This window comes from Pseudomonas sp. NPDC087803 (assembly GCF_044742995.1).
Taxonomy (GTDB): Bacteria; Pseudomonadota; Gammaproteobacteria; order Pseudomonadales; family Pseudomonadaceae; genus Aquipseudomonas.
Genome location: NZ_JBIUVO010000002.1, coordinates 227,457 through 247,830, shown reverse-complemented (window position 1 = coordinate 247,830; position 20,374 = coordinate 227,457). Strand labels below are relative to the sequence as shown.

The window sequence follows — 20,374 nt, the reverse complement described above, 5'->3', positions numbered from 1 at the left end:
CTGTTTGGGCCTCATCGCGAGCAGGCTCACTCCTACAAGGTGCGTGTCTGACACAGTTCCAATGTAGGAGTGAGCCTGCTCGCGATGGCGGTTTATCTGTCGCAATAAATTTCAAGGCGTAAAGGATATACGTCCTCACCCGTCCCTGAGTAAAACCCTTACACAATTTCACACAGCGCCTACAAAACTTCACCGCTACCCTCGGCGTCAGGCCTTAGGATGCGGGCTTCAATATTGGGGGTGGTACATGTCGAAAAATCTGCTGGCCGGGCTCGGCCTGATCGCCGTTGCGCTGTTGCTCGGCGCCTGTGATTCGTCCTCGAAGGCCGAAGAGGAAGCGCCGCCGGCCACCGTGCGCATCGAGACCATCGAGGCCCGCCCCCTGTCGATCAGCAGCGAACTGAGCGGGCGCATCGCTGCGCCACGGATCGCCGAAGTGCGTGCCCGGGTGGCCGGTGTGGTGCTGCAACGCACCTTTCGCGAAGGCAGCGACGTGAAAAAGGGTGATGTGCTGTTTCGCATCGACCCGGCGCCGTTCAAGGCCGACCTGGACAGCGCTGAAGCCGCGCTGCGCAAGGCCGAAGCCAATGCGTTCCAGGCGAAGTTGCAGGAGCAACGCTACGCGCAGTTGATCGACGACAAGGCCATCAGCGCCCAGGACTACGACAACGCCCGCGCCAACGCCCGGCAAACCGCCGCCGACGTCGCGGCCAATAAAGCCGCCGTGGAGCGCGCGAAGCTGAACCTCGGCTACGCCACCGTCACCGCGCCGATTTCCGGACGTGTCGGCCGGGCCCTGGTCACCGAAGGTGCGCTGGTCGGGCAGAACGAAACCACGCCGCTGGCGCTGATCCAGCAGCTCAACCCGATCTACGCCGACCTCACCCAGTCGACCCGTGAACTCAACGAACTGCGCCGCGCCTTCCGTTCCGGGCAATTGCAGGAAGTCGGTCAGGATCAGGTCAAGGCCACGCTGATTCAGGATGACGGCAGTCTCTATCCGCTGCCGGGCAAATTGCTGTTCAGCGACATCACCGTTGACCCGGGCACCGGCCAGATCATTTTGCGCAGCGAGTTCCCCAATCCGGACCTCGACCTGCTGCCGGGCAGCTTCATCCGCGTCCGCCTGCAACAAGCGACCATCCAGCACGGCATCACCGTACCGCAACGTGCGGTACAACGTGACAGCGCGGGTATCGCCCAGGTGCTGACCGTCGACGAGCAGATGCGCGTGGCCCAGCAGCCGGTGCAACTGGGCGCGGTGCAGAACGACCGGTGGATCGTCACCGGCGGCCTCAAGCCCGGCGACCGCATTGTCATCGAAGGCCTGCAACACGCCCGCCCCGGCGAAAAAGTGCAGATCGACGACACCCCTCTTCCACTTGCCCAGACCTCTGGTCAGTAAGCAGGACGCTTTTATATGCCGCAGTTTTTTATCGATCGCCCGGTGTTCGCCTGGGTCGTCGCCCTGTTCATCCTGTTGGCCGGTGCGCTGGCCATCCCGCAACTGCCAGTGGCGCAGTACCCCGACGTCGCCCCGCCGCAGATCGAAATCTACGCGGTATACCCCGGCGCCTCGGCGCAGACCGTCGATGAAAGTGTGGTCAGCCTGATCGAAGAAGAGCTCAACGGCGCCGATCACCTGCTGTACTTCGAATCGCAGAGCAGCCTCGGCAGCGCGACGATCAAGGCCACGTTCCAGCCGGGCACCAACCCGGAACTGGCTCAGGTCGATGTACAGAACCGCCTCAAAGTGGTCGAGTCGCGCCTGCCGCAAGCGGTCAATCAGCAAGGCTTGCAGGTGGAGAAAGTCTCTGCCGGGTTTCTGTTGCTGATCACCCTGACTTCCAGCGACGGCAAACTCGATGATGTGGCGCTCAGTGATTATCTGGCGCGCAACGTGATGAACGAAATCAAACGCATCGACGGTGTCGGCAAGGCTCAGTTGTATGGCGCCGAGCGGGCGATGCGGATCTGGATCGACCCGCAGAAGCTGATTGGCTTCAACCTGACCCCGGCCGACGTCAACGCCGCCATCGTTGCGCAAAACGCCCAGGTCTCGGCGGGCAGCATTGGCGACTTGCCCAATCCGTCTTCGCAGGAAATCACCGCGACCATTCTGGTCAAGGGCCAGCTGTCGACCCCGGAAGAATTCGCCGACATCGTGCTCAAGGCCAATCCCGACGGCTCCACCGTGCGCATCAAGGATGTCGCACGGGTCGAGATCGGCAGTCAGGAATACCAGTTCGGCACGCGCCTGAACGGCAAACCCTCGACCGCCGTCGGCGTGCAACTGGCGCCGGGGGCCAATGCCCTGGCGACCGCCACTTTGATCCGGGCGAAAATGGACGAGCTGTCGCGCTACTTCCCGGCCGGCGTCGAATACAAGATTCCGTACGACACCTCGCCGTTCGTCAAAGTCTCGATCACCAAAGTCGTCTACACCCTCGGCGAGGCCATGCTGCTGGTGTTTGCGGTGATGTTCCTGTTTCTGCAGAACATCCGCTACACGCTGATCCCGACGCTGGTGGTGCCGGTGGCCCTGATGGGCACCTTCGCCACCATGCTCGCGCTGGGTTTCTCGATCAACGTGCTGACCATGTTCGGCATGGTGCTGGCCATCGGCATTCTGGTGGACGACGCCATTGTCGTGGTGGAAAACGTCGAGCGGATCATGGCGACCGAGGGTTTGTCGCCGAAAGAGGCGACACGCAAGGCCATGACGCAGATCACCGGGGCAATCATCGGCATCACGCTGGTGCTGGTGGCGGTGTTCATCCCGATGGCGTTCATGCAGGGTTCGGTCGGGGTGATTTACCGGCAGTTCTCGCTGTCGATGGCGACCTCGATCCTGTTCTCGGCATTCCTCGCCCTGACTCTGACACCAGCCTTGTGCGCCACGCTGCTCAAGCCGATTGCCAAAGGCGAGCATCACGAAAAGAGCGGTTTCTTCGGCTGGTTCAACCGCCGCTTCGAGCGACTGACCGATCGCTATCAAGGCTGGGTCGGTTACGCACTCAAGCGCAGCGGGCGCTATCTGCTGATCTACGGCGTGCTGCTGCTCGGCATGGGCCTGTGCTTTGCACGCCTGCCCTCCTCGTTCCTGCCGGTTGAGGACCAGGGTTACACCATCACCGACATTCAACTGCCACCGGGTGCCACCAAGAACCGAACGGTGCAGGTCGCCGAGCAACTTGAAGCGCATAACGCCGGCGAGCCCGGTATCAGCGACAGCGTGGTGATTCTCGGCTTCAGCTTCTCCGGCAGCGGGCAGAATGCGGCACTGGCCTTTTCTACGCTGAAGGATTGGTCGCAACGCAGCAGCGAAGATTCGGCCGGCTCGATTGCCGACCGCGCCAACATCGCCCTCAGCCAGATCAAGGACGCCATGGCGTTCTCGGTGCTGCCACCGCCTGTAGACGGCCTCGGTACGTCCAGTGGTTTCGAGTTCCGTTTGCAGGATCGCGGCGGCCTCGGCCATGCCACGTTGATGCAGGCGCGTACCGAACTGCTCGCCGCCGCAGAAAAAAGCCCGGTGCTGATGAACGTGCGCGAGAGCGCGCTCGCCGAAGCGCCGCAGGTGCAGCTGGAAGTCGACCGCAAGCAGGCCAACGCACTGGGCGTGTCGTTCGCCGACATCGGCAACGTGTTGTCTACCGCCGTGGGCTCTTCCTACATCAACGACTTCCCCAATCAGGGGCGGATGCAGCGGGTCGTGGTACAGGCCGAAGGCGATCAGCGCAGCCAGGTTGATGACCTGTTGAAAATGCACGTGCGCAACAACGCCGGGCACATGGTGCCGCTGTCGGCGTTCGTTCAGGCGAAATGGACCCAAGGCCCGGCGCAGTTAACCCGTTATAACGGTTACCCGGCGATTGCGATTTCCGGCGAACCGGCGCCCGGGCACAGCACCGGCGAGGCCATGGCAGAGATTGAACGACTGGTCGCCCAAGGGCCGAAGGGGCTGGGTCAGGAATGGACCGGTCTGTCGCTGCAGGAACGCTTGTCCGGCAGTCAGGCGCCGATCCTGCTCGGCCTGTCGCTGCTGATCGTGTTCCTGTGTCTGGCGGCGTTGTACGAAAGCTGGTCGATCCCGACTTCGGTGCTGCTGGTGGTGCCGCTCGGCGTGCTTGGCGCCGTGCTGGCCGTGACCCTGCGCGGGATGCCCAACGATGTGTTCTTCAAGGTCGGGCTGATCACCATCATCGGGCTGTCGGCGAAGAACGCGATCCTGATCATCGAGTTCGCCAAGAGCCTGTATGACGAAGGCCATGACCTGATCGACGCGACGTTGCAGGCCGCGCGCCTGCGTCTGCGGCCGATCATCATGACCTCGCTGGCGTTCATCCTCGGCGTAGTGCCGCTGGCCATCGCCACCGGCGCCAGCTCGGCGAGCCAGCAGGCGATCGGTACCGGGGTGATCGGCGGGATGATCACCGCCACCCTGGCGGTCATCTTCGTCCCGTTGTTCTTCGTGGTGGTCATGAAGCTCGTACAACGCTTTACCAAACACCACTGATCCGACTGTAGGAGCTGCCGAAGGCTGCGATCTTTTGATTTTGTTTCAGATCAAAAGATCGCAGCCTTCGGCAGCTCCTACAAAAGCACGGTCGCGTGCGCTAAGGTGCAGGGATTGATCATCACAGTGAGTCCCCATGCGCTTCCTCGCCCGCACCCACCCTCGCCTGTCCGCCGCCGCTCTGGTCGGCCTGGCCACCGGCCTGCTGGTCCCTGCCGACTCCATCGTCAGCAAAATCCTCATCGGCTGGAACGCCGGCGTCTGGACCTACCTGATCCTGATGTTCTGGCTGACCGTTCGCGCCAAAGCGCCAGACGTCAAACGCATCGCCGTCGTCGAGGACGAAAACGCCGGACTGGTACTGTTCGTGGTGTGTATCGCGGCGTTGGCCAGCCTGGCCGCCATCACTCTGGAGCTGGCCGGCACCAAGGATCTGGATACCCATCACAAACTTCTGCATTACGCGTTCACCGCTTTCACGGTCGTGGGCTCATGGCTGCTGATCGGCGTCATTTTCTGCGTGCACTACGCGCGTCTTTTCTACACCTGGGACGGCAAGGAACCCGCCCTGCGCTTTGCCGAAGGCCTGACCACGCCCAATTATTGGGACTTCCTGTACTTCTCGTTCACCATCGGCGTCGCGGTACAGACCGCCGATGTCGGCGTCGCCACCCGCGACATTCGCAAGATCGTACTGGCGCAATCGTTGATCGGTTTTGTATTCAATACGGCGATTCTGGGCTTCTCGATCAACATTGCCGCCGGGCTGTTCGGCTGATCTGACCATTCCAGGCGGCACCCTGGGTTCAATGCAAAATTGTCGCTTGAAAATGCCCTTTGTAAACTGTCAACTCTGACAGTTTACAGCCCCCCTGAAAGCAGGCTCTCATAGGCTATCCAGGATTAGGGTCATACACGGCCTTTGGATACCTTACTCAAAGTAACGGAGACCAAACCCATGAATGCTGTGATCAAACGAACCAGTTTCGCCGAAGGCAACTATGTGAACGCCGAAGCGTTTGCCAATACCGAACTGGAAGTACCGCCATTTGTTGCCAACGCCCGACTGATCAACAAAGTAAAAGCAGGCCTGAAGAAACTTGATGCACTGAGTGTCACCGCCATCCAGCGCAGTGATAAAAACACTCGTGCAACCAGCACAAGCACCCGCGAGCTTTCTTTTGTACTTCCTGCGGCACTGGCCGTGAAAACATACCAGATAAAAAGTAGCGCCGATGTGGCCTTCAGCTTTAAAAACAGTGATGGAAAAATTTACGAAGCTGTCTCGGGAGAGATTGAGATCGAGCCCGCGAACGATGACAAAAACATCAAGGGCCGCTTCAATGTCAATCTTGAGTTGCCCGACACTGAAGAAAAAACCTTTGTTCTCAAAGGCAGTTTTCAGGTCTTGAAAGCCGGCTAACGCATCGCATAAAAAAAGGAAGCATCAGCTTCCTTTTTTTATGCGCGAAACTTACAGATCAGAATTTGTAATGAGCGCCTATATTGGCGCCAAAGTCCTTGGTCACGTTATCCCCTTTACTGGTATCGACCTCAGCATGTAACTGCCAGCGGTCATTCAAGGTCCAGGCCACCCCGGTTCCAACTTCGAAACGCGTGCCTGACAAGTCATTGTTGAACTTGTTGTCATTGACCCGAACTTCATTGTTCTTCGCAAATTCCTGCACCACGGCAGCGCGGATATGCGGTTGCAGAACGCTGCCATTGGCCAGGGTCATGCCACGTCCCAACGTCACACCTGCCTTGCCCAGGAGCGAGCGAGTGGTATCGGCGTCAGCGCTCAAGCCGTTGTCCAGGCTGAAATCCTTGCCTTGCACCGACGCCGCCTGCCACTGGGTGAAGGGCTCCACGTAATAGCCGTCCGCAAGATCGATATGTTTGCCAAACTCCACCGATGCACTGACCCCAAGGTTGTTGAAACTGCCGTCGGTGCGTGAACCATCGCTCATCGAAACCTTGGCTTCATTGCGGAAACGGTTGAGTTTGGCAACGGTATCCAGGTAGTAGCCACTGTCACCAAGCCAGGTGCCGTAAACCCCGAGCGAAGTGCTGCCGATTTCCCCCGAACTGCCGCGGCTCAAATCCAGATCAGACTTGCTGTAACCAATGAAAGTACCCAGCAATACACGTTCACCGGCAATCTGCACCGGGGTGTCAAACCCCATCGCCAGGCCGTACTGGCTCTGACTGTAGCCATCACCGTAGGCGTTGTTGCTGATGCTGAAGCGATTGCCATACGATCGAATCCACCCGCCGGTTGGCGAACTGTTCGTGCGCAATTCACCCATGCGGTTGGTCAGAGAGGCCATTTCACCGTAGATAACGGTCGGCGCCGTACCAAATATCGCCATGACCGAGCGGGTCGGCGTACTCACCACTTCCTTGTCCGGGCGCAGATACCAGTCCTCACCCTCCTTGACCAGTCGATAGGTAAAAGCCCCTGCGTCGACAAACCCTGTGGGCAATCCGAATTGAGCCGTACCACCGACCGTCTGAACCACTTTGATCTGTGCATCGCTGACCGGATCCGAACCGCTACTGGCGACCACTAACTGATGACTCCCGACAGCATTGCCGGTGAGGTTCAGTAGACCGGTGGTACCCGTACCGAAGTCTGTGTCGATCCCGAAAGTGCCGCTGCCGCTGAGATTGGAGACGTTGAGCTGATAAGCGCCGAGCTGGACCTTGCCGCCATTGTTCAGCTCCAGATTGCTCACCGACTGGCTGCCCGTCATCTGCCAGAGCGCCTGATTATTGATGGAGAAGTTGTTCACATCAGTGACCTGGCCCACTAGAGCCGCCGAGTTATCAAGTGTCACCGTAGACAAGCTCTCAGGCGCGGCAGTGATGTCACCCTTCATCAAACTCTGGTTATTCAGCGAAACAGTGGCGACACGCTCAAGATTGCCGGTGAGCGATGAAGCATTGTCGATCGACACCCGCGAAGCCCCCAGAACATCGCCGAACATGTGTGCCTGATTGTTCAGGGTTGCGCTGGTGACACCCTGCAAATTACCGGTCAATGTCGCTTTGTTCTGGAGTGTGACGTTCGCCGAACCACCTGCTCCGACTACGACGTTACCGGTGAGGCGACTGTCGTCGACCAGCAGCTCGGCCGAAGCGCCCGTGCGGACCTCGAGCAGCGTACCGTTGCCGCCAATCAGGCTGGATCCATTGCGCACCGAGATGTTCGCGACGGTCGGAAAGTTCGGCGCGTTGATACCCACGACGATCGCCGAGCCGGTCTTGCCTTCGATACGGGAATTGTCCAGGACGATGCTCGATGGAATCACCGTCGATACCAGTGTGTCGGTGCCAACGGTCAGGCCATTGAGGCCACCGGTGATGCTGCTGCCGGCAGTCGCCGACAGGGAGCCCTCGAGCAGGCGGATCCCGAAACTGTTGGCACCGGTGCCTTCCACGGTAGATCCCTGCACGTTCAATTCACTGAAACGGTTGCCGGCAATCCCGCCTTGCAGACCTCTGACAGTCGTGTTGCTGCTCAGATTTACCGTAGAGCCGCCGACACTGGAAATACTGCGCACGGCCGAAATGCCAATCCCGTTCAAACTGGTGACGCTGGAGTTGTTCAGGGTTGCCGTAGCGTTGTTCAGGGCAATACCGTTCTGCAGCCCGCCCGCACCTGTCGCGTTGACTGTCGAGTTACTCAGATTGACCAATGCCCCGGTCGCACTTGTAATTCCCAGGGTAGTTGCCCCCGAACCCGTCAGCGTGGCGTTGGTCTGCACCTGCCAGACGTCCACTGGCGTACTGGCGTCGATCGTTTGAGTAGAACCAGCCGGCACGCTGGCCGCCTGGATCATGGAAGAGTTCAGTAATGCGGGAATGATGGATAGCGCCCACATACTGAGTTGAGTTCTGGAAAAGTTGAATACCGGCTTTGGCGTCATGGTTGAGTCCTACTCGAATGCATTCCAGGGGAACGAGTGACCGACTCGAGAACACTCGCAAGCCGGACAGATAAGGGCCGCCAGACTACGGACTAACCTTTCAACGATATGTAGGACAAGTCCTCAGACTAGTAGGACTTGTCCTTTTAATACGTACGAATCTCCGCATCTGAACGTACACAAGTTCGCTTCTTGCTGATGAAGGACAGAAACTTTCCCTCATCAACAAGAAGTGTCACTTGATGTATGTATTACGGAGAAACCTCCGCACGTTCTTCATCGCAATACACCAGGCTGGCATTGAGCAACTGAACAGGCACGGTAGCCTCGGCAGTTACGCCGTTGACCGTATAGGCTATGCGCGCAAATCTGCCGGCCGGCCGAGTGCTGCCATTCGGGCTTGGCAATTGAATTGCACGGATTTGCGGTGAGTACTCTGTCAGCCTGAACTCCAGATCGCCTGTCGCTGGCATCGGTGCCGAACGGGTGATGCGTGTATTAGGAATAGCCGGCGCCCCCACTGCATTTGTGGTCCGACCTTCAAATTCCAGATTCACCACCGCACCGGTCGGAATGTTGGCATCACGCCGCACACGAATTCGCAGCTGGCGCGGCAAGTAAGGCGGCATCGGACCGTTCACCACGCTCGGGTGGTTGAAACTCGGGCAGTTGATAGTGGTGGTGATACGTTCCGGAACCAGTGTGCCGGTAGGTCCACGGAAAGCAGAGACCACGATTTGCGGGGCAGGCAAGTTGATGACAATCGCTGTCACGTTGACCTTGGTGGTGACTAGCTGCTTCATCACGTTCGGACTGCCAGGGTATTCCACGGTGATATAGGCTTCTCTGGCACTCGCTCCGGTGCCGTTGCCTTCAGCAAGGATTGTCGTCCATGGCAAATCGGTTCTGACCGTTGTATCTCCGACCCGTACCGGCACCGGTTCGCCGACCTGTTTGCCCTGATAATAGAACTTGACGATTTCTCGCCCGGTGACAGGCCGGTTGGGGTCAGTCCAGATCGGCCAGTTCATCACTGCATTCAAACCGGCTTGCGCTGGGGTCAGGGTGTTGGGGAGTGGAGCGGGTGTACCTGCGCCCTGTACCACCACATTAGGAATATTGGGGTTTTCCAGATCAGGCAGATTCGGCTGCTCAGGCCCTGCGTAAGCGAAATCGATCAAACCGAATGCAGAAGGTGATACCGGGTTCGTCGCAATGGTTGGACGACTCAGTTCATAAAAGTACTCGAACTCCACCTCGTCTGCATTGTTGACGTCGCCGAAAACCTCGGCGAGCGCATCGTAATCCAGATCGAAAAGCAGCGGCCCAGGGGTTCCTGCCGGCGGGATTGTCTGTTCCGGCAGCGGAAATATTCCGGCGTCGGACATCAGGTACGGAATGATGCGGTCGCCCGGGATCGAGTTGACTGGAAAATCGATTTCCATGATGGCTTTCGATGGAGGTGGATTCACCGTAGTCAGATTGATCGAAATACGTCCATCGGCACCCGTGACCGGAATTCGCGGTGCCGCAAGAATCGGGGCTGGGGTGATAACCCGCTGGAACAGTGTGGTAATCGCTGCGTTGTTACTGATATTGCCTGGAGCGTCTGTCAGGTTGTAGGAGTAATAGTAAGTTCCCTCTGTCAACCCGCTCAAAAAACTCAAGGGGATATTGATAATCCCATCGGCGGGTAAAGGACCGTCGAACGCAGGCGTTTCACCCAACATCAACGTAAAAGTTGTCAGTTGAGAGATACAGAAGTAGCACTGATCCAGACCCGGTTCGAACTTCTGGTAAGCATGAGGAATTTCCAGGTTCAATCCGCCGGCATTGGCAGGGTCGTTCAACCAGGCATCATTGATGATCGCGGGTACAGTGGCGCCCAATGTCAGCAGAGGTGGGCGATTGCCCGTACCATTCGGACCGCCCGGTTGGCGCTGATACGGTGCAGTGAGGTCGACCAGCACAATGGCATGCGGTGCAGAAGTATCCGTGTTTTCGTAGATATCAAAAATGACCACCGCAGCTTCGTATTCGGTGTATTCGCCCGTTGAACTAAATCGCTCAATAAAGCTGGTGACTGGCGTATCGAACACGATCGGGTAGCTCCAATCCCCCCCAGGCTGGTCGGCTCGCAACTTGCTCACAACGACGTACGTCGGATCGAACTCACTGATTGGCGTCCCTTTCGGAACCACATGTAAATCGATTCTTTGCGCACCTTCAGGTCCTTGGTCAGGAACGGTCGCGAGCGTGACTGTCAGACGCTGGTCTTCTTTGAGTTGTTTGTAAGTTAACCGCCCATCCGGCAGTTGGCCCTCGATAACCGGTGTTAAAGCCAGAATGCCAGCATCATTAAACTGCATATTCATTTTTGATAACTCCATCGGTGAGTGTTTCATTGAACTATCAACGTTGTTGCCCAACGAAGAAGCGTGCGACGGCAATCTGCAAGTTTCTGGGACTAACGCTTCAGCAGTGTCGATTTCATTTAACGCCAAGGCATCTTTGTCATTTGCATCTAAGCCTGCGACCGATGCCGGACCGCAAGGAAAGTTGGAACCTGGAAGAAATCGGTCAATTTTCACCAATTCAAACGGCGAGCGACCCAGGGCGATGCCATTTCGGTAAAGCGTGTACCGTGCCGTTGCTGATGCATTGCTTTGCATCGGCTTTATATAGCGCTCGTATTTATCGCTTCCGAGTATGAAAAGTGGCCCGTCGTCTGCTTCTGCCTGAGTTAATGTTTTGTTGATTTCCAGCTTGGTTGACGGGATCGGATTTCTTCCATTAATAGCTTCGAACCCCTGCCATTCCAGAACACATTCATCATTGGCCATGAAGCGACCTGGTTGAGCCTTGACATCAATCCATACTTCCTCCCACAACTTTGGAGTCGTATTGCAATTGAGATATCCCAACCATGTGGCATGGGGAAATGTCGGCGCAGCGAGATTTTCCGGGACCGGACGGCGAACAGTGAAAGTCTGCGCGTTTGATGTATCTTCATTTCCGTTATCACCCAACGTGACCCGGTATCGCAGAACAATATCGCCGTCTCGCTGTAAATATTTTGCCGGTAACAAAAATTCCCCGGGATAACCCGCCGCAACCGGAACCGGAAAAGCATTGCTGTAGAACAACTCTTCAACGGTGGCACCCGGTTCGGTTACCCAGATTTCCAACAGATCACTGTTGCCCGGTTTAATCGAAGTGTCTGGCCACAGAGAAATCAGCAACTGGGCGCCATCGGTGGAGGCCGTTGGAGGAAGTACACCATCAGCACCCACTCCCACGATCGACAAGGGCATGGCCAACACGCCGATGGTTCCGCTGTTTTTGAATGACGACATGGCTATTTCCTGAAAGTGCGATACGTCCGCCTTGGTGAAATTAGACGCGCATCAGGTTTCCCCGCCTACTGTCATATCTGACAGGTTTTTCGACCGTTCGTCGGTTATAGAGCGCTACAGCGGGTCTTGATCGTCTGGAAAAACTTGACGGGAACTCAGCAGATGTAGTTCTCTGAAACCGGTTTCATTGTCAGGCAATGACACCGTTTGCTCATTCAAAACAAGAAGATCGCCCGATGAACGATTTCTCCGCCGCCCAGCGCAGCCGCGTGACCATGCTCGACGTTGCCGAACGCGCCGGTGTATCCAAGGCCAGCGTCTCGCGCTTCATTGGCGATGACCGCGCCCTGCTCTCAGATGCCATCGCCTTGCGCATCGAGCAGGCGATCACCGAACTCGGCTACCGCCCCAATCAAATGGCCCGAGGCCTGAAACGCGGGCGCACACGTCTGATCGGCATGCTGGTGGCCGATATCCGCAACCCTTATTCAATTGCCGTGATGCACGGGGTGGAAACTGCCTGCCGCGCGCACGGCTACAGCCTGGTGGTGTGCAACACCGACCGCGATGACGAGCAGGAACGCCAGCACCTCGCATTGCTGCGCTCGTACAACATCGAAGGGCTGATCGTGAACACCCTCGGCCATCACCGTGACGAATTGCATCAACTGCAACGGGAAATGCCGCTGGTGCTGGTCGATCGCAAGGTCGATGGCCTCGACAGCGACATGGTCGGACTGGACAACCCGCATGCGGTAGAAATGGCGCTGACGCACCTTGAACAGCGTGGCTACCGCGACATTTTATTGGTCTCCGAACCCCATGACGGCACCAGCTCGCGGATCGAGCGGGTCAACAGTTTTCAGGCGCATATTGCCCAGCGTTCCGGGTTGACCGGCGCGGTACTGGAAACCGGCGCTGAACTCGCGACTCAACTTCAACGCTTTTTAAAGCAACCGGCGAATGGCCCGAAAGCGTTGTTCTGCGCCAACGGCGTGGCGGCGCTGGCCTGCACCCTGGCCTTGCGCGAGATCGGTTGCCGGTTGTTCGAGGATGTCGGGCTGATTGCCCTGGATGATCTGGATTGGTACCCGTTGGTGGGCAGTGGGATCAGCGCCCTCGCCCAGCCGACTGAAGCAATTGGCGCGCGGGCGTTCGAGTGTTTGCTCAGGCGTCTGCGGGGGGATGTCGAGAGAACGCGCAGGGTGGATTTTGCGCCGGTGCTGGTTGAGCGGGGTTCTACCCAGGGATCTTTGCGGTGACTGTTATGGCGCCATCGCGAGCAGGCTCACTCCTACATTTGGATTGCGCTCCCCCTGTAGGAGTGAGCCTGCTCGCGATGGCGCCCGAACGCCCGACAAAGATCCATGAGATTTTTTTTGAACAAAAATGAAACCGGTTTCAGAGGTAAACAACAATGAATAAACCCGCCGTTTCCATCAGTCTGTCCAGCTACGGCGCCGAGCTTGTGCGCCAACGCGGGCAGGACTTTTTCATCGACGTGCTGGCCGCCGCCGGCGCTGATCGCATCGAGTGGCGCGAAGAGTTGCTGACCCGCGAAGTGCCGGCGCAACTGAGTGCCGCCACCCAGGCGCAGGGCTTGCAAAGCATCTACTCCTCACCCAGCGAACTGTGGCTCGCCGGTCAGGCGCGGCCCAATCCCGAACTGATCAGCGCACTGCAACATGCACAGGCATTCGGTTCGAAATGGCTGAAAGTCTCGCTCGGTTACTTCACCGACAACTGTGATCTGCAGGTGCTGCAGCAACTGCTCAACGACAGTCCGGTGCAACTGCTGGTGGAAAACGACCAGACCCTGCATGGCGGGCGCATCGAACCCTTTCAGCGCTTTTTCGCGGCCGTCGAGCAACACAACCTGCCGATCAAGATGACTTTCGACATCGGCAACTGGCAGTGGCAGGACCAATCCGCCAGCAACGCCGCACGCCTGCTCGGCCGCCATGTCGGTTACGTGCACTGCAAGGCTGTGGCCCGCCGCGCCGACGGCAAACTGGTGGCGGTGCCGCCCGCCGTCAGCGATCTGCATCTGTGGGAACAACTGCTGCGGCACATGGCCCAAGGCGTTATGCGCGCCGCCGAATACCCATTGCAAGGCGATGACCTGGTGCAGTTGACCCGCGAACACGTCGCCGCCCTCGCCCACCTCGGCCAATCGCGTCTGGAGCCTGCCCATGTCTGACATCGATATTCTGTCGTTCGGCGAAACCATGGCGATGCTGGTCGCCGAGCAGAGCGGTGATCTGGCCGCGGTCGAGCACTTTCACAAGCGCATTGCCGGCGCCGACAGCAACGTCGCGATCGGCCTGTCGCGTCTGGGTTTCAAGGTGGCGTGGCTGAGCCGCGTTGGCGCCGATTCGCTCGGACGCTTTGTGGTGGAAACGCTGGCCAGGGAAGGTCTGGATTGCAGTCACGTCGCCGTCGACAGCGCGCATCCGACCGGTTTTCAGTTCAAGTCACGTACTGACGATGGCAGCGATCCGCAGGTCGAGTATTTCCGCCGTGGCTCGGCGGCCAGTCACCTGTCCGTGCAGTCGATCAGCGACACCCTGCTCAGTGCCCGTCATCTGCACGCCACCGGGATTCCACCGGCGTTGTCGGCGACCGCCCGGGAGATGTCGTTCGAGCTGATGACGCGCATGCGCCATGCCGGGCGCAGCGTCTCGTTCGACCCGAACTTGCGCCCGAGCCTGTGGGCCAGCGAGAAAGAGATGATCCGTGAGATCAACCGCCTCGCCGCCTTCGCCCACTGGGTGCTGCCGGGCTTGAGCGAAGGTCGGCTGTTGACCGGGTTTGAAGACCCGGCGGACATCGCGGCGTTTTACCTCGATCAGGGCGCTGAAGCCGTGGCGATCAAGCTCGGGCCGCAAGGCGCGTATTACCGCACACATCTGGATCAGGGGTTTGTCGCCGGGGTGCCGGTGGCCGAGGTGGTCGACACCGTGGGTGCGGGCGACGGATTTGCCGTCGGCATGATCAGTGCCCTGCTGGAACATCAGAGTTTTGCCGAGGCGGTGCACCGCGCGAACTGGATTGGCAGTCGGGCGGTGCAGAGTCGCGGGGATATGGAGGGGTTGCCGACCCGGTCCGAGCTGATCGCTGAATTCGAGGCCGCTGATCGCGAGCAGGCTCACTCCTACATTGGATCTCCGCCAGTCATAAGTGCAGCGGCGAACACATAACCCTTGTAGGAGTGAGCCTGCTCGCGATGAGGCCCGCCAAGACAACCCGCTAATTGAACCTGCTGCGACAAAAACAACAAGCTCAGGAGCAACACCATGAAAACCGCAACCCTCGCCGCCCGCCGCTGGTGGTACATCATGCCGATCGTGTTCATCACCTACAGCCTGGCGTATCTGGACCGCGCCAATTACGGCTTTGCCGCTGCATCCGGCATGGCCGCCGACCTGATGATCACCCCGGGCCTGTCGTCATTGCTCGGCGCGCTGTTTTTCCTCGGCTACTTTTTCTTCCAGGTGCCGGGGGCGATCTACGCGCAAAAGCACAGCGTGAAGAAGCTGATCTTCTTCAGCCTGATTTTCTGGGGCGCTCTCGCCACCCTGACCGGGGTGGTGTCCAACGCCTACTGGCTGATCGTGATCCGCTTCATGCTCGGCGTGGTCGAAGCAGCAGTGATGCCGGCGATGCTGGTCTACCTGTGCCACTGGTTCACCCGTGCCGAACGCTCGCGGGCCAATACCTTTCTGATCCTCGGCAACCCGGTAACGATGCTGTGGATGTCGGTGGTCTCAGGGTATCTGGTGCAGCACTTCAGCTGGCGCTGGATGTTCATCATCGAAGGCTTGCCGGCGGTGATCTGGGCGTTTATCTGGTGGAAACTGGCTGACGACCGTCCGGCTCAGGCCAAGTGGCTGAGCGACCAGGAAAAGCACGATCTGGAAAGCGCTCTCGCCGCCGAACAGGTCGGGATCAAAGCAGTGAAGAACTACGCCGAAGCGTTCCGCTCGCCGAAGGTGATCATTCTGGCGCTGCAATTTTTCTGCTGGAGCATCGGCGTCTACGGCTTTGTGCTGTGGCTGCCGTCGATCCTCAAGGCCGGCGCGCAAATGGACATGATCGAGGCCGGTTGGCTGTCGGCGCTGCCGTATCTGGCGGCGGTGATCGGCATGCTGGCGGTGTCGTGGGGCTCGGACAAACTGCAGAAGCGCAAACGCTTCGTCTGGCCACCGCTGCTGATCGCCTCCATCGCGTTTTACGGCTCCTACGCCTTGGGCGCGGAACATTTCTGGTGGTCGTACACGCTGCTGGTGATCGCCGGCGCCTGCATGTACGCGCCTTACGGTCCGTTCTTCGCCATCGTTCCGGAGATCCTGCCGGCCAACGTCGCCGGCGGTGCCATGGCGCTGATCAACAGCATGGGCGCGCTCGGTTCGTTCGGCGGCTCGTATCTGGTCGGTTATCTGAACAGCTCCACCGGTTCGCCCGGCGCATCGTACCTGCTGATGAGCGGCGCGTTGCTGCTGTCGGTGGTGCTGACGATTTTTCTCAAGCCTGGCGCCAGTGACCGCGTCGTGGCCAAAGCCGTTGCCACGCGTCCCGTGCCGGCGCATTCCTGAAGAGATTTTTGCCCATGAAAAAACAAGTCGTGCTGTACAAGAAACTCTCGCCGGCGCTGATGACGCGCCTGCAACAACAGTGTGAAGTGACGCTGATCGAAAGCCTCGACGCCGATGGCCTGATGAAGCTGCGCGACGCCCTGCCCGGCGCCCATGGTTTGCTCGGTGCCAGCCTGAAACTCGACGCCGCGTTGCTCGATCTGGCGCCGCAGCTTGAGGCCATCGCCAGTGTTTCGGTGGGCGTCGACAACTACGACATCGACTACCTGACGCGGCGCAAGATCCTCCTCAGCAACACCCCGGACGTGCTCACCGAAACCACCGCCGACACCGGTTTCGCGCTGATCCTCGCCACGGCCCGGCGCGTGGTAGAACTGGCGAATATGGTGCGCAGCGGCCAGTGGCATCGCAACATCGGCCCGACGCATTTCGGCACCGATGTGCATGGCAAGACCCTGGGCATTATCGGCATGGGCCGCATCGGCGAAGCGTTGGCGCAGCGCGGACATTTCGGTTTTGGCATGCCGGTGATTTATCACAGCCAGTCGCGCAAACCGGCGGTCGAGGCGCGTTTTGACGCGCAGTACCGCAGCCTTGAGGCGCTGCTGCAAGAGGCTGATTTCATCTGCCTGACCTTGCCGCTGACTGCGCAGACCGAAGGTTTGATCGGCGCCGAGCAGTTTGCGTTGATGCGCCCCGAGAGCATTTTCATCAATATTTCACGGGGCAAAGTGGTGAATGAGGCGGCGCTGATCGACACGCTGCGCCACCAGCGGATTCGCGCGGCGGGCCTGGATGTGTTCGAGCGTGAACCGTTGAATCATGATTCACCGCTGTTGCAGCTGAACAATGTGGTGGCGACGCCGCACATGGGTTCGGCGACGCATGAGACCCGCGAGGCGATGGCAAGGTGTGCGGTGGACAATCTGCTGGCGGCTTTGGCTGGGGAGAAGCCGGTAAATCTGGTGAATCCGGCGGCTTGGCAGGGCTGAAATCTTCAGTGCCTGTCCGATGGTCATCGCGAGCAGGCTCACTCCTACAGGGGAATGCATTTCAATTGTAGGAGTGAGCCTGCTCGCGATGAGGCCGGGACAGGCAATACACATCGCTCAGGCACTACGCGCCTGCAACAGCTGCACCGCACACAACGCAATCCGCGCACAGGCATCCGCCAGTTTCACCCGGTCCAGCACCAGCCCGATGCGAATGTGCCCCGCCGCACTCGGCCCGAACGCTTCGCCAGCCAGCACCGATACGCCATATCCTGCCAATAACCGCTCGGCAAACGCCTGCGCGCCATACCCGGTCTGGCGCACATCGACCATCACGAACATCCCGCCATCCGGGCGGATCGGCTGCAGCCCCGGGCAGCCGCGCAAGCGTTCGCACACCAGATCGCGGCGCAAACGGTATTCCTCGCGCATCTGCGTCACTTCCGGCAGATCATTTTCCAGCGCCACTTGTGCGGCTTTCTGCACGAAATCAGGCAGACCGAACAGCATGCTCAACGACAGGTTCACCAAATGCTCGGCCAAGGCTTTCGGGCCGATCGACCAGCCAATGCGCCAGCCAGTCATGGCATGGGATTTCGACAGACTGTTAATAGTCGCCGTACGCTCGGCCATGCCCGGCAGACTCGCCGGGCTGATGTGCTCGCCCTCGTAGAGCAGATCGCTGTAGACCTCGTCGCTGATCAGCCACAAATCGTGGTGCACACACAGCGCCGCCAGCTCTTGCCAGATCAGCAGAGACAGGCTCGCGCCGGAAGGATTATTGGGGCTGTTGAGCAACATGGCGCGGGTTTTCGGCGTGATCCGCGCCGCGACATCGGCGGGATCAACGCGAAAACCATTTTGTGGCCTGACCGGCACCGGCACTACGGTCGCCCCGCAAGCGCCGAACACGCCCTCATAGGTCACGTACATCGGCTCGGCGACGATCACCTCGTCCCCCGGATCAAGCAGGCATTGCGCGACCGAATACACCGCGCATTGCGCGCCCGGCAGCACGATCACGTGCTCGGCATCCACCACCTGACCGCTGCGCCGCTGGTGGCGGGCGGCGATCAACTTACGCAGCGCCAAGCGGCCACGTACTTCGGAATAATGGGTATCGCCGGCCAACAGGCTGTCGATGGCGCCGTGAATGATCGGCAGCGGCGTGTCGAAATCCGGATCGCCCACGCTCAGCAGCAGGATATCGACACCCTCGGCGCGCAACTCCAGCGCTCGGTCGTGAATCTGCCAAGCCGCTGCTCCCTCCCCGGCGATTCGTTGGGTCAAGGCTGAATAGCGCATGTACGTCTCCTGATTGCGCGGTCTCCAGCCTTCACCCTAGGTCAAATCACAAACCGCGCCACCATGGCATTCAAATCCACCGCCAGGCGCGAAAGTTCATGGGTCGCGGCGCTGGTCTGGTTAGCCCCGGCGGCCGATTGCGTGGCCAGGTCACGGATGTTGACCAGGTTGCGGTCGACTTCACGGGAAACCTGCGCCTGTTCTTCCGAGGCGCTGGCGATCACCAGATTGCGTTCGTTGATCTGATGGATCGACTGGGTGATCTGTTCCAATGCCACGCCGGCGGCACGGGCCATTTCCAGGGTGGTCTGGGTGCGCTGATTGCTTTGCTGCATCGAGGAAACCGCTTCGCCGGTGCCGTTCTGGATGCCGGCGACCATTTTTTCGATTTCCTGGGTCGATTGCGCAGTGCGATGCGCCAAGGCGCGCACTTCGTCCGCCACCACCGCAAACCCACGCCCGGCTTCCCCGGCACGCGCCGCTTCGATCGCCGCGTTGAGCGCCAGCAGGTTGGTCTGCTCGGCGATGGCGCGAATCACGTCGAGTACCTTGCCGATGTCGCGGCCCTGCGCGGCGAGGCCTTCAATCATTTGCGCAGTGTTCTGCACGTCATGGGTCATGGTCTGGATCGCGTCGACGGTTTTCACCACTTGATCGCGACCTTCGCGGGCAGCCTGAGTCGACTGGTTCGAGGCTTCGGACGTCGACACCGCATTGCGCGCCACTTCTTCCACAGCGGCGGTCATTTCGTTGACGGCGGTGGCAGCCTGTTCAATCTCGTTATTCTGTTGTTGCAGGCCACGGGAGGCTTCTTCGGTGACCGCGCTCAGTTCTTCGGCCGCAGCGCCCAACTGGGTGGCGGAGCCGGTGATCTGCTCGATGGTTTTGCGCAGGTTGCTCTGCATGGCGGCGAGTGCTTGAAGCAAGCGTGCCGGTTCGTCCTTGCCGTCGACGTCGATGGTCTTGCTCAGGTTGCCATCGGCAATGGTTTGCGCTGCTGCTACTGCTCGGTTCAGTGGCGTGACGATGCTGCGCGTGAGCAACAAGGCCAGCAATACCGTGGCGAGTGCCGCGACGACGGCAACGATGACGATGCCGGTGATGGCGCTGTCGTAATGTTCGCCGGCCTGAGTGGAGGCGGTTTTCGCGTCCGCGGCGTTGATCGCGATCAGTTTGTTGAGCTGCTCGCCCATCTGGTCGGTGCCGTCCTTGATTCGCGTGTTGATCAGGGTGCGCATCTCCTCGACCTTGTCCTGGCGCGACAGCTCCATCATCTGGTTTTGCGCTTGCAGGTAGTTGTCCAGTGTCGCGGCGAACGCCTTGTATTGCGCCAGTTCTTCACCACCGGCGGGCAAGGCGGCATAACTGGCCTGGGCGCTGCGCACTTTGTCCACCAACTCGTTGATCCGCCCCTGGGCATCCTGCAACGCCGATGGCTCGCGGTTGACCAGCACACGGAACGAGAGAATCCGCAGGCGCAGCACGTTTTCCGTCACTTTGCCAAGGTAGGCAACGCTGGGCAGTTGATTGGTCTCCATGTCGATGGAGGCCTGGCGGATGGTCGTCATGCGGTTGACGGCGAACACGCCAAGAACGATCACCAACAAGGCGATAAAGGCAAAACCGAGGAAAGCACGGGGCGCGATGTTCAGATTACGCAAGGACATGGTTGGAC

General features: G+C 59.4%; 13 protein-coding genes and 1 pseudogene. 9 read left to right on the top strand and 5 right to left on the bottom strand.

From position 1 onward, the window contains the following. The first annotated feature begins 247 nt into the window (after positions 1-247). From ACIOUG_RS04150 to ACIOUG_RS04135, 4 genes are all read left to right on the top strand, one after another. Complete coding sequence (locus tag ACIOUG_RS04150) at positions 248-1,405, top strand: efflux RND transporter periplasmic adaptor subunit (protein ID WP_401062742.1); 1,158 nt, start codon at positions 248-250, stop codon at positions 1,403-1,405. Between the two features lie 15 nt (positions 1,406-1,420). Further along, the gene (locus ACIOUG_RS04145; RefSeq protein ID WP_401062740.1) at positions 1,421-4,519 is read left to right on the top strand and encodes a multidrug efflux RND transporter permease subunit; all 3,099 of its coding nucleotides are present in this window, start codon (positions 1,421-1,423) and stop codon (positions 4,517-4,519) included. A gap of 136 nt (positions 4,520-4,655) precedes the next feature. Then, positions 4,656-5,297 (top strand): DUF1345 domain-containing protein, encoded by a 642-nt coding sequence (locus ACIOUG_RS04140; protein WP_401062738.1) that lies wholly within the window; start codon positions 4,656-4,658, stop codon positions 5,295-5,297. Between the two features lie 180 nt (positions 5,298-5,477). Beyond that, positions 5,478-5,942 (top strand): DUF6252 family protein, encoded by a 465-nt coding sequence (locus ACIOUG_RS04135; protein ID WP_401062736.1) that lies wholly within the window; start codon positions 5,478-5,480, stop codon positions 5,940-5,942. A 58-nt stretch (positions 5,943-6,000) separates the two neighbouring features. On the opposite strand, the gene ACIOUG_RS04130 is transcribed toward ACIOUG_RS04135, so the two are convergent. Beyond that, positions 6,001-8,451: an autotransporter outer membrane beta-barrel domain-containing protein gene (locus ACIOUG_RS04130; RefSeq protein ID WP_401062734.1), complete on the bottom strand. Its 2,451-nt coding sequence runs from the start codon at positions 8,449-8,451 to the stop codon at positions 6,001-6,003. Between the two features lie 251 nt (positions 8,452-8,702). Next, positions 8,703-11,807, bottom strand: coding sequence for a hypothetical protein (locus tag ACIOUG_RS04125; RefSeq protein WP_401062733.1), 3,105 nt, complete (start codon positions 11,805-11,807; stop codon positions 8,703-8,705). 236 nt (positions 11,808-12,043) lie between these two features. On the opposite strand from ACIOUG_RS04125, the gene ACIOUG_RS04120 reads away from it, so the two are divergent. The 5 genes from ACIOUG_RS04120 to ACIOUG_RS04100 all read left to right on the top strand — a co-directional run bounded on the left by ACIOUG_RS04120 (position 12,044) and on the right by ACIOUG_RS04100 (position 17,394). Beyond that, positions 12,044-13,069 carry a LacI family DNA-binding transcriptional regulator gene (locus tag ACIOUG_RS04120; protein ID WP_401062731.1) on the top strand — a complete coding sequence of 342 codons (1,026 nt, stop codon included), beginning with the start codon at positions 12,044-12,046 and terminating at the stop codon, positions 13,067-13,069. A 155-nt stretch (positions 13,070-13,224) separates the two neighbouring features. Then, positions 13,225-14,007 (top strand): sugar phosphate isomerase/epimerase family protein, encoded by a 783-nt coding sequence (locus ACIOUG_RS04115; protein WP_401062730.1) that lies wholly within the window; start codon positions 13,225-13,227, stop codon positions 14,005-14,007. Further along, positions 14,000-15,007 (top strand): sugar kinase, encoded by a 1,008-nt coding sequence (locus ACIOUG_RS04110; RefSeq protein WP_401062728.1) that lies wholly within the window; start codon positions 14,000-14,002, stop codon positions 15,005-15,007. The genes ACIOUG_RS04115 and ACIOUG_RS04110 overlap by 8 nt, the downstream gene beginning before the upstream one ends. 96 nt (positions 15,008-15,103) lie before the next feature. Further along, positions 15,104-16,402 (top strand): MFS transporter, encoded by a 1,299-nt coding sequence (locus tag ACIOUG_RS04105; RefSeq protein WP_401062726.1) that lies wholly within the window; start codon positions 15,104-15,106, stop codon positions 16,400-16,402. 14 nt (positions 16,403-16,416) lie between these two features. Continuing rightward, positions 16,417-17,394, top strand: a complete 978-nt coding sequence (locus ACIOUG_RS04100) for a 2-hydroxyacid dehydrogenase (protein ID WP_401062724.1) — start codon at positions 16,417-16,419, stop codon at positions 17,392-17,394. Positions 17,395-17,511: 117 nt separating this feature from the next. Here ACIOUG_RS04100 and ACIOUG_RS04095 read toward each other — a convergent pair whose 3' ends face one another. The 3 genes and pseudogenes from ACIOUG_RS04095 to ACIOUG_RS04085 form a co-directional block, all read right to left on the bottom strand. Next, a complete protein-coding gene (locus tag ACIOUG_RS04095; RefSeq protein WP_401062722.1) occupies positions 17,512-18,699 on the bottom strand; it encodes a pyridoxal phosphate-dependent aminotransferase in 1,188 nt (395 codons plus the stop codon). A 41-nt stretch (positions 18,700-18,740) separates the two neighbouring features. After that, entirely contained in the window at positions 18,741-19,604 is an 864-nt protein-coding gene (locus ACIOUG_RS04090; RefSeq protein ID WP_401062830.1) for a methyl-accepting chemotaxis protein, read from the bottom strand. Next, positions 19,599-20,366 (bottom strand): annotated as a pseudogene (locus tag ACIOUG_RS04085) (MCP four helix bundle domain-containing protein); the annotation flags it as partial. The pseudogene ACIOUG_RS04085 and the gene ACIOUG_RS04090, both read right to left, overlap by 6 nt. Positions 20,367-20,374: the final 8 nt, after the last annotated feature.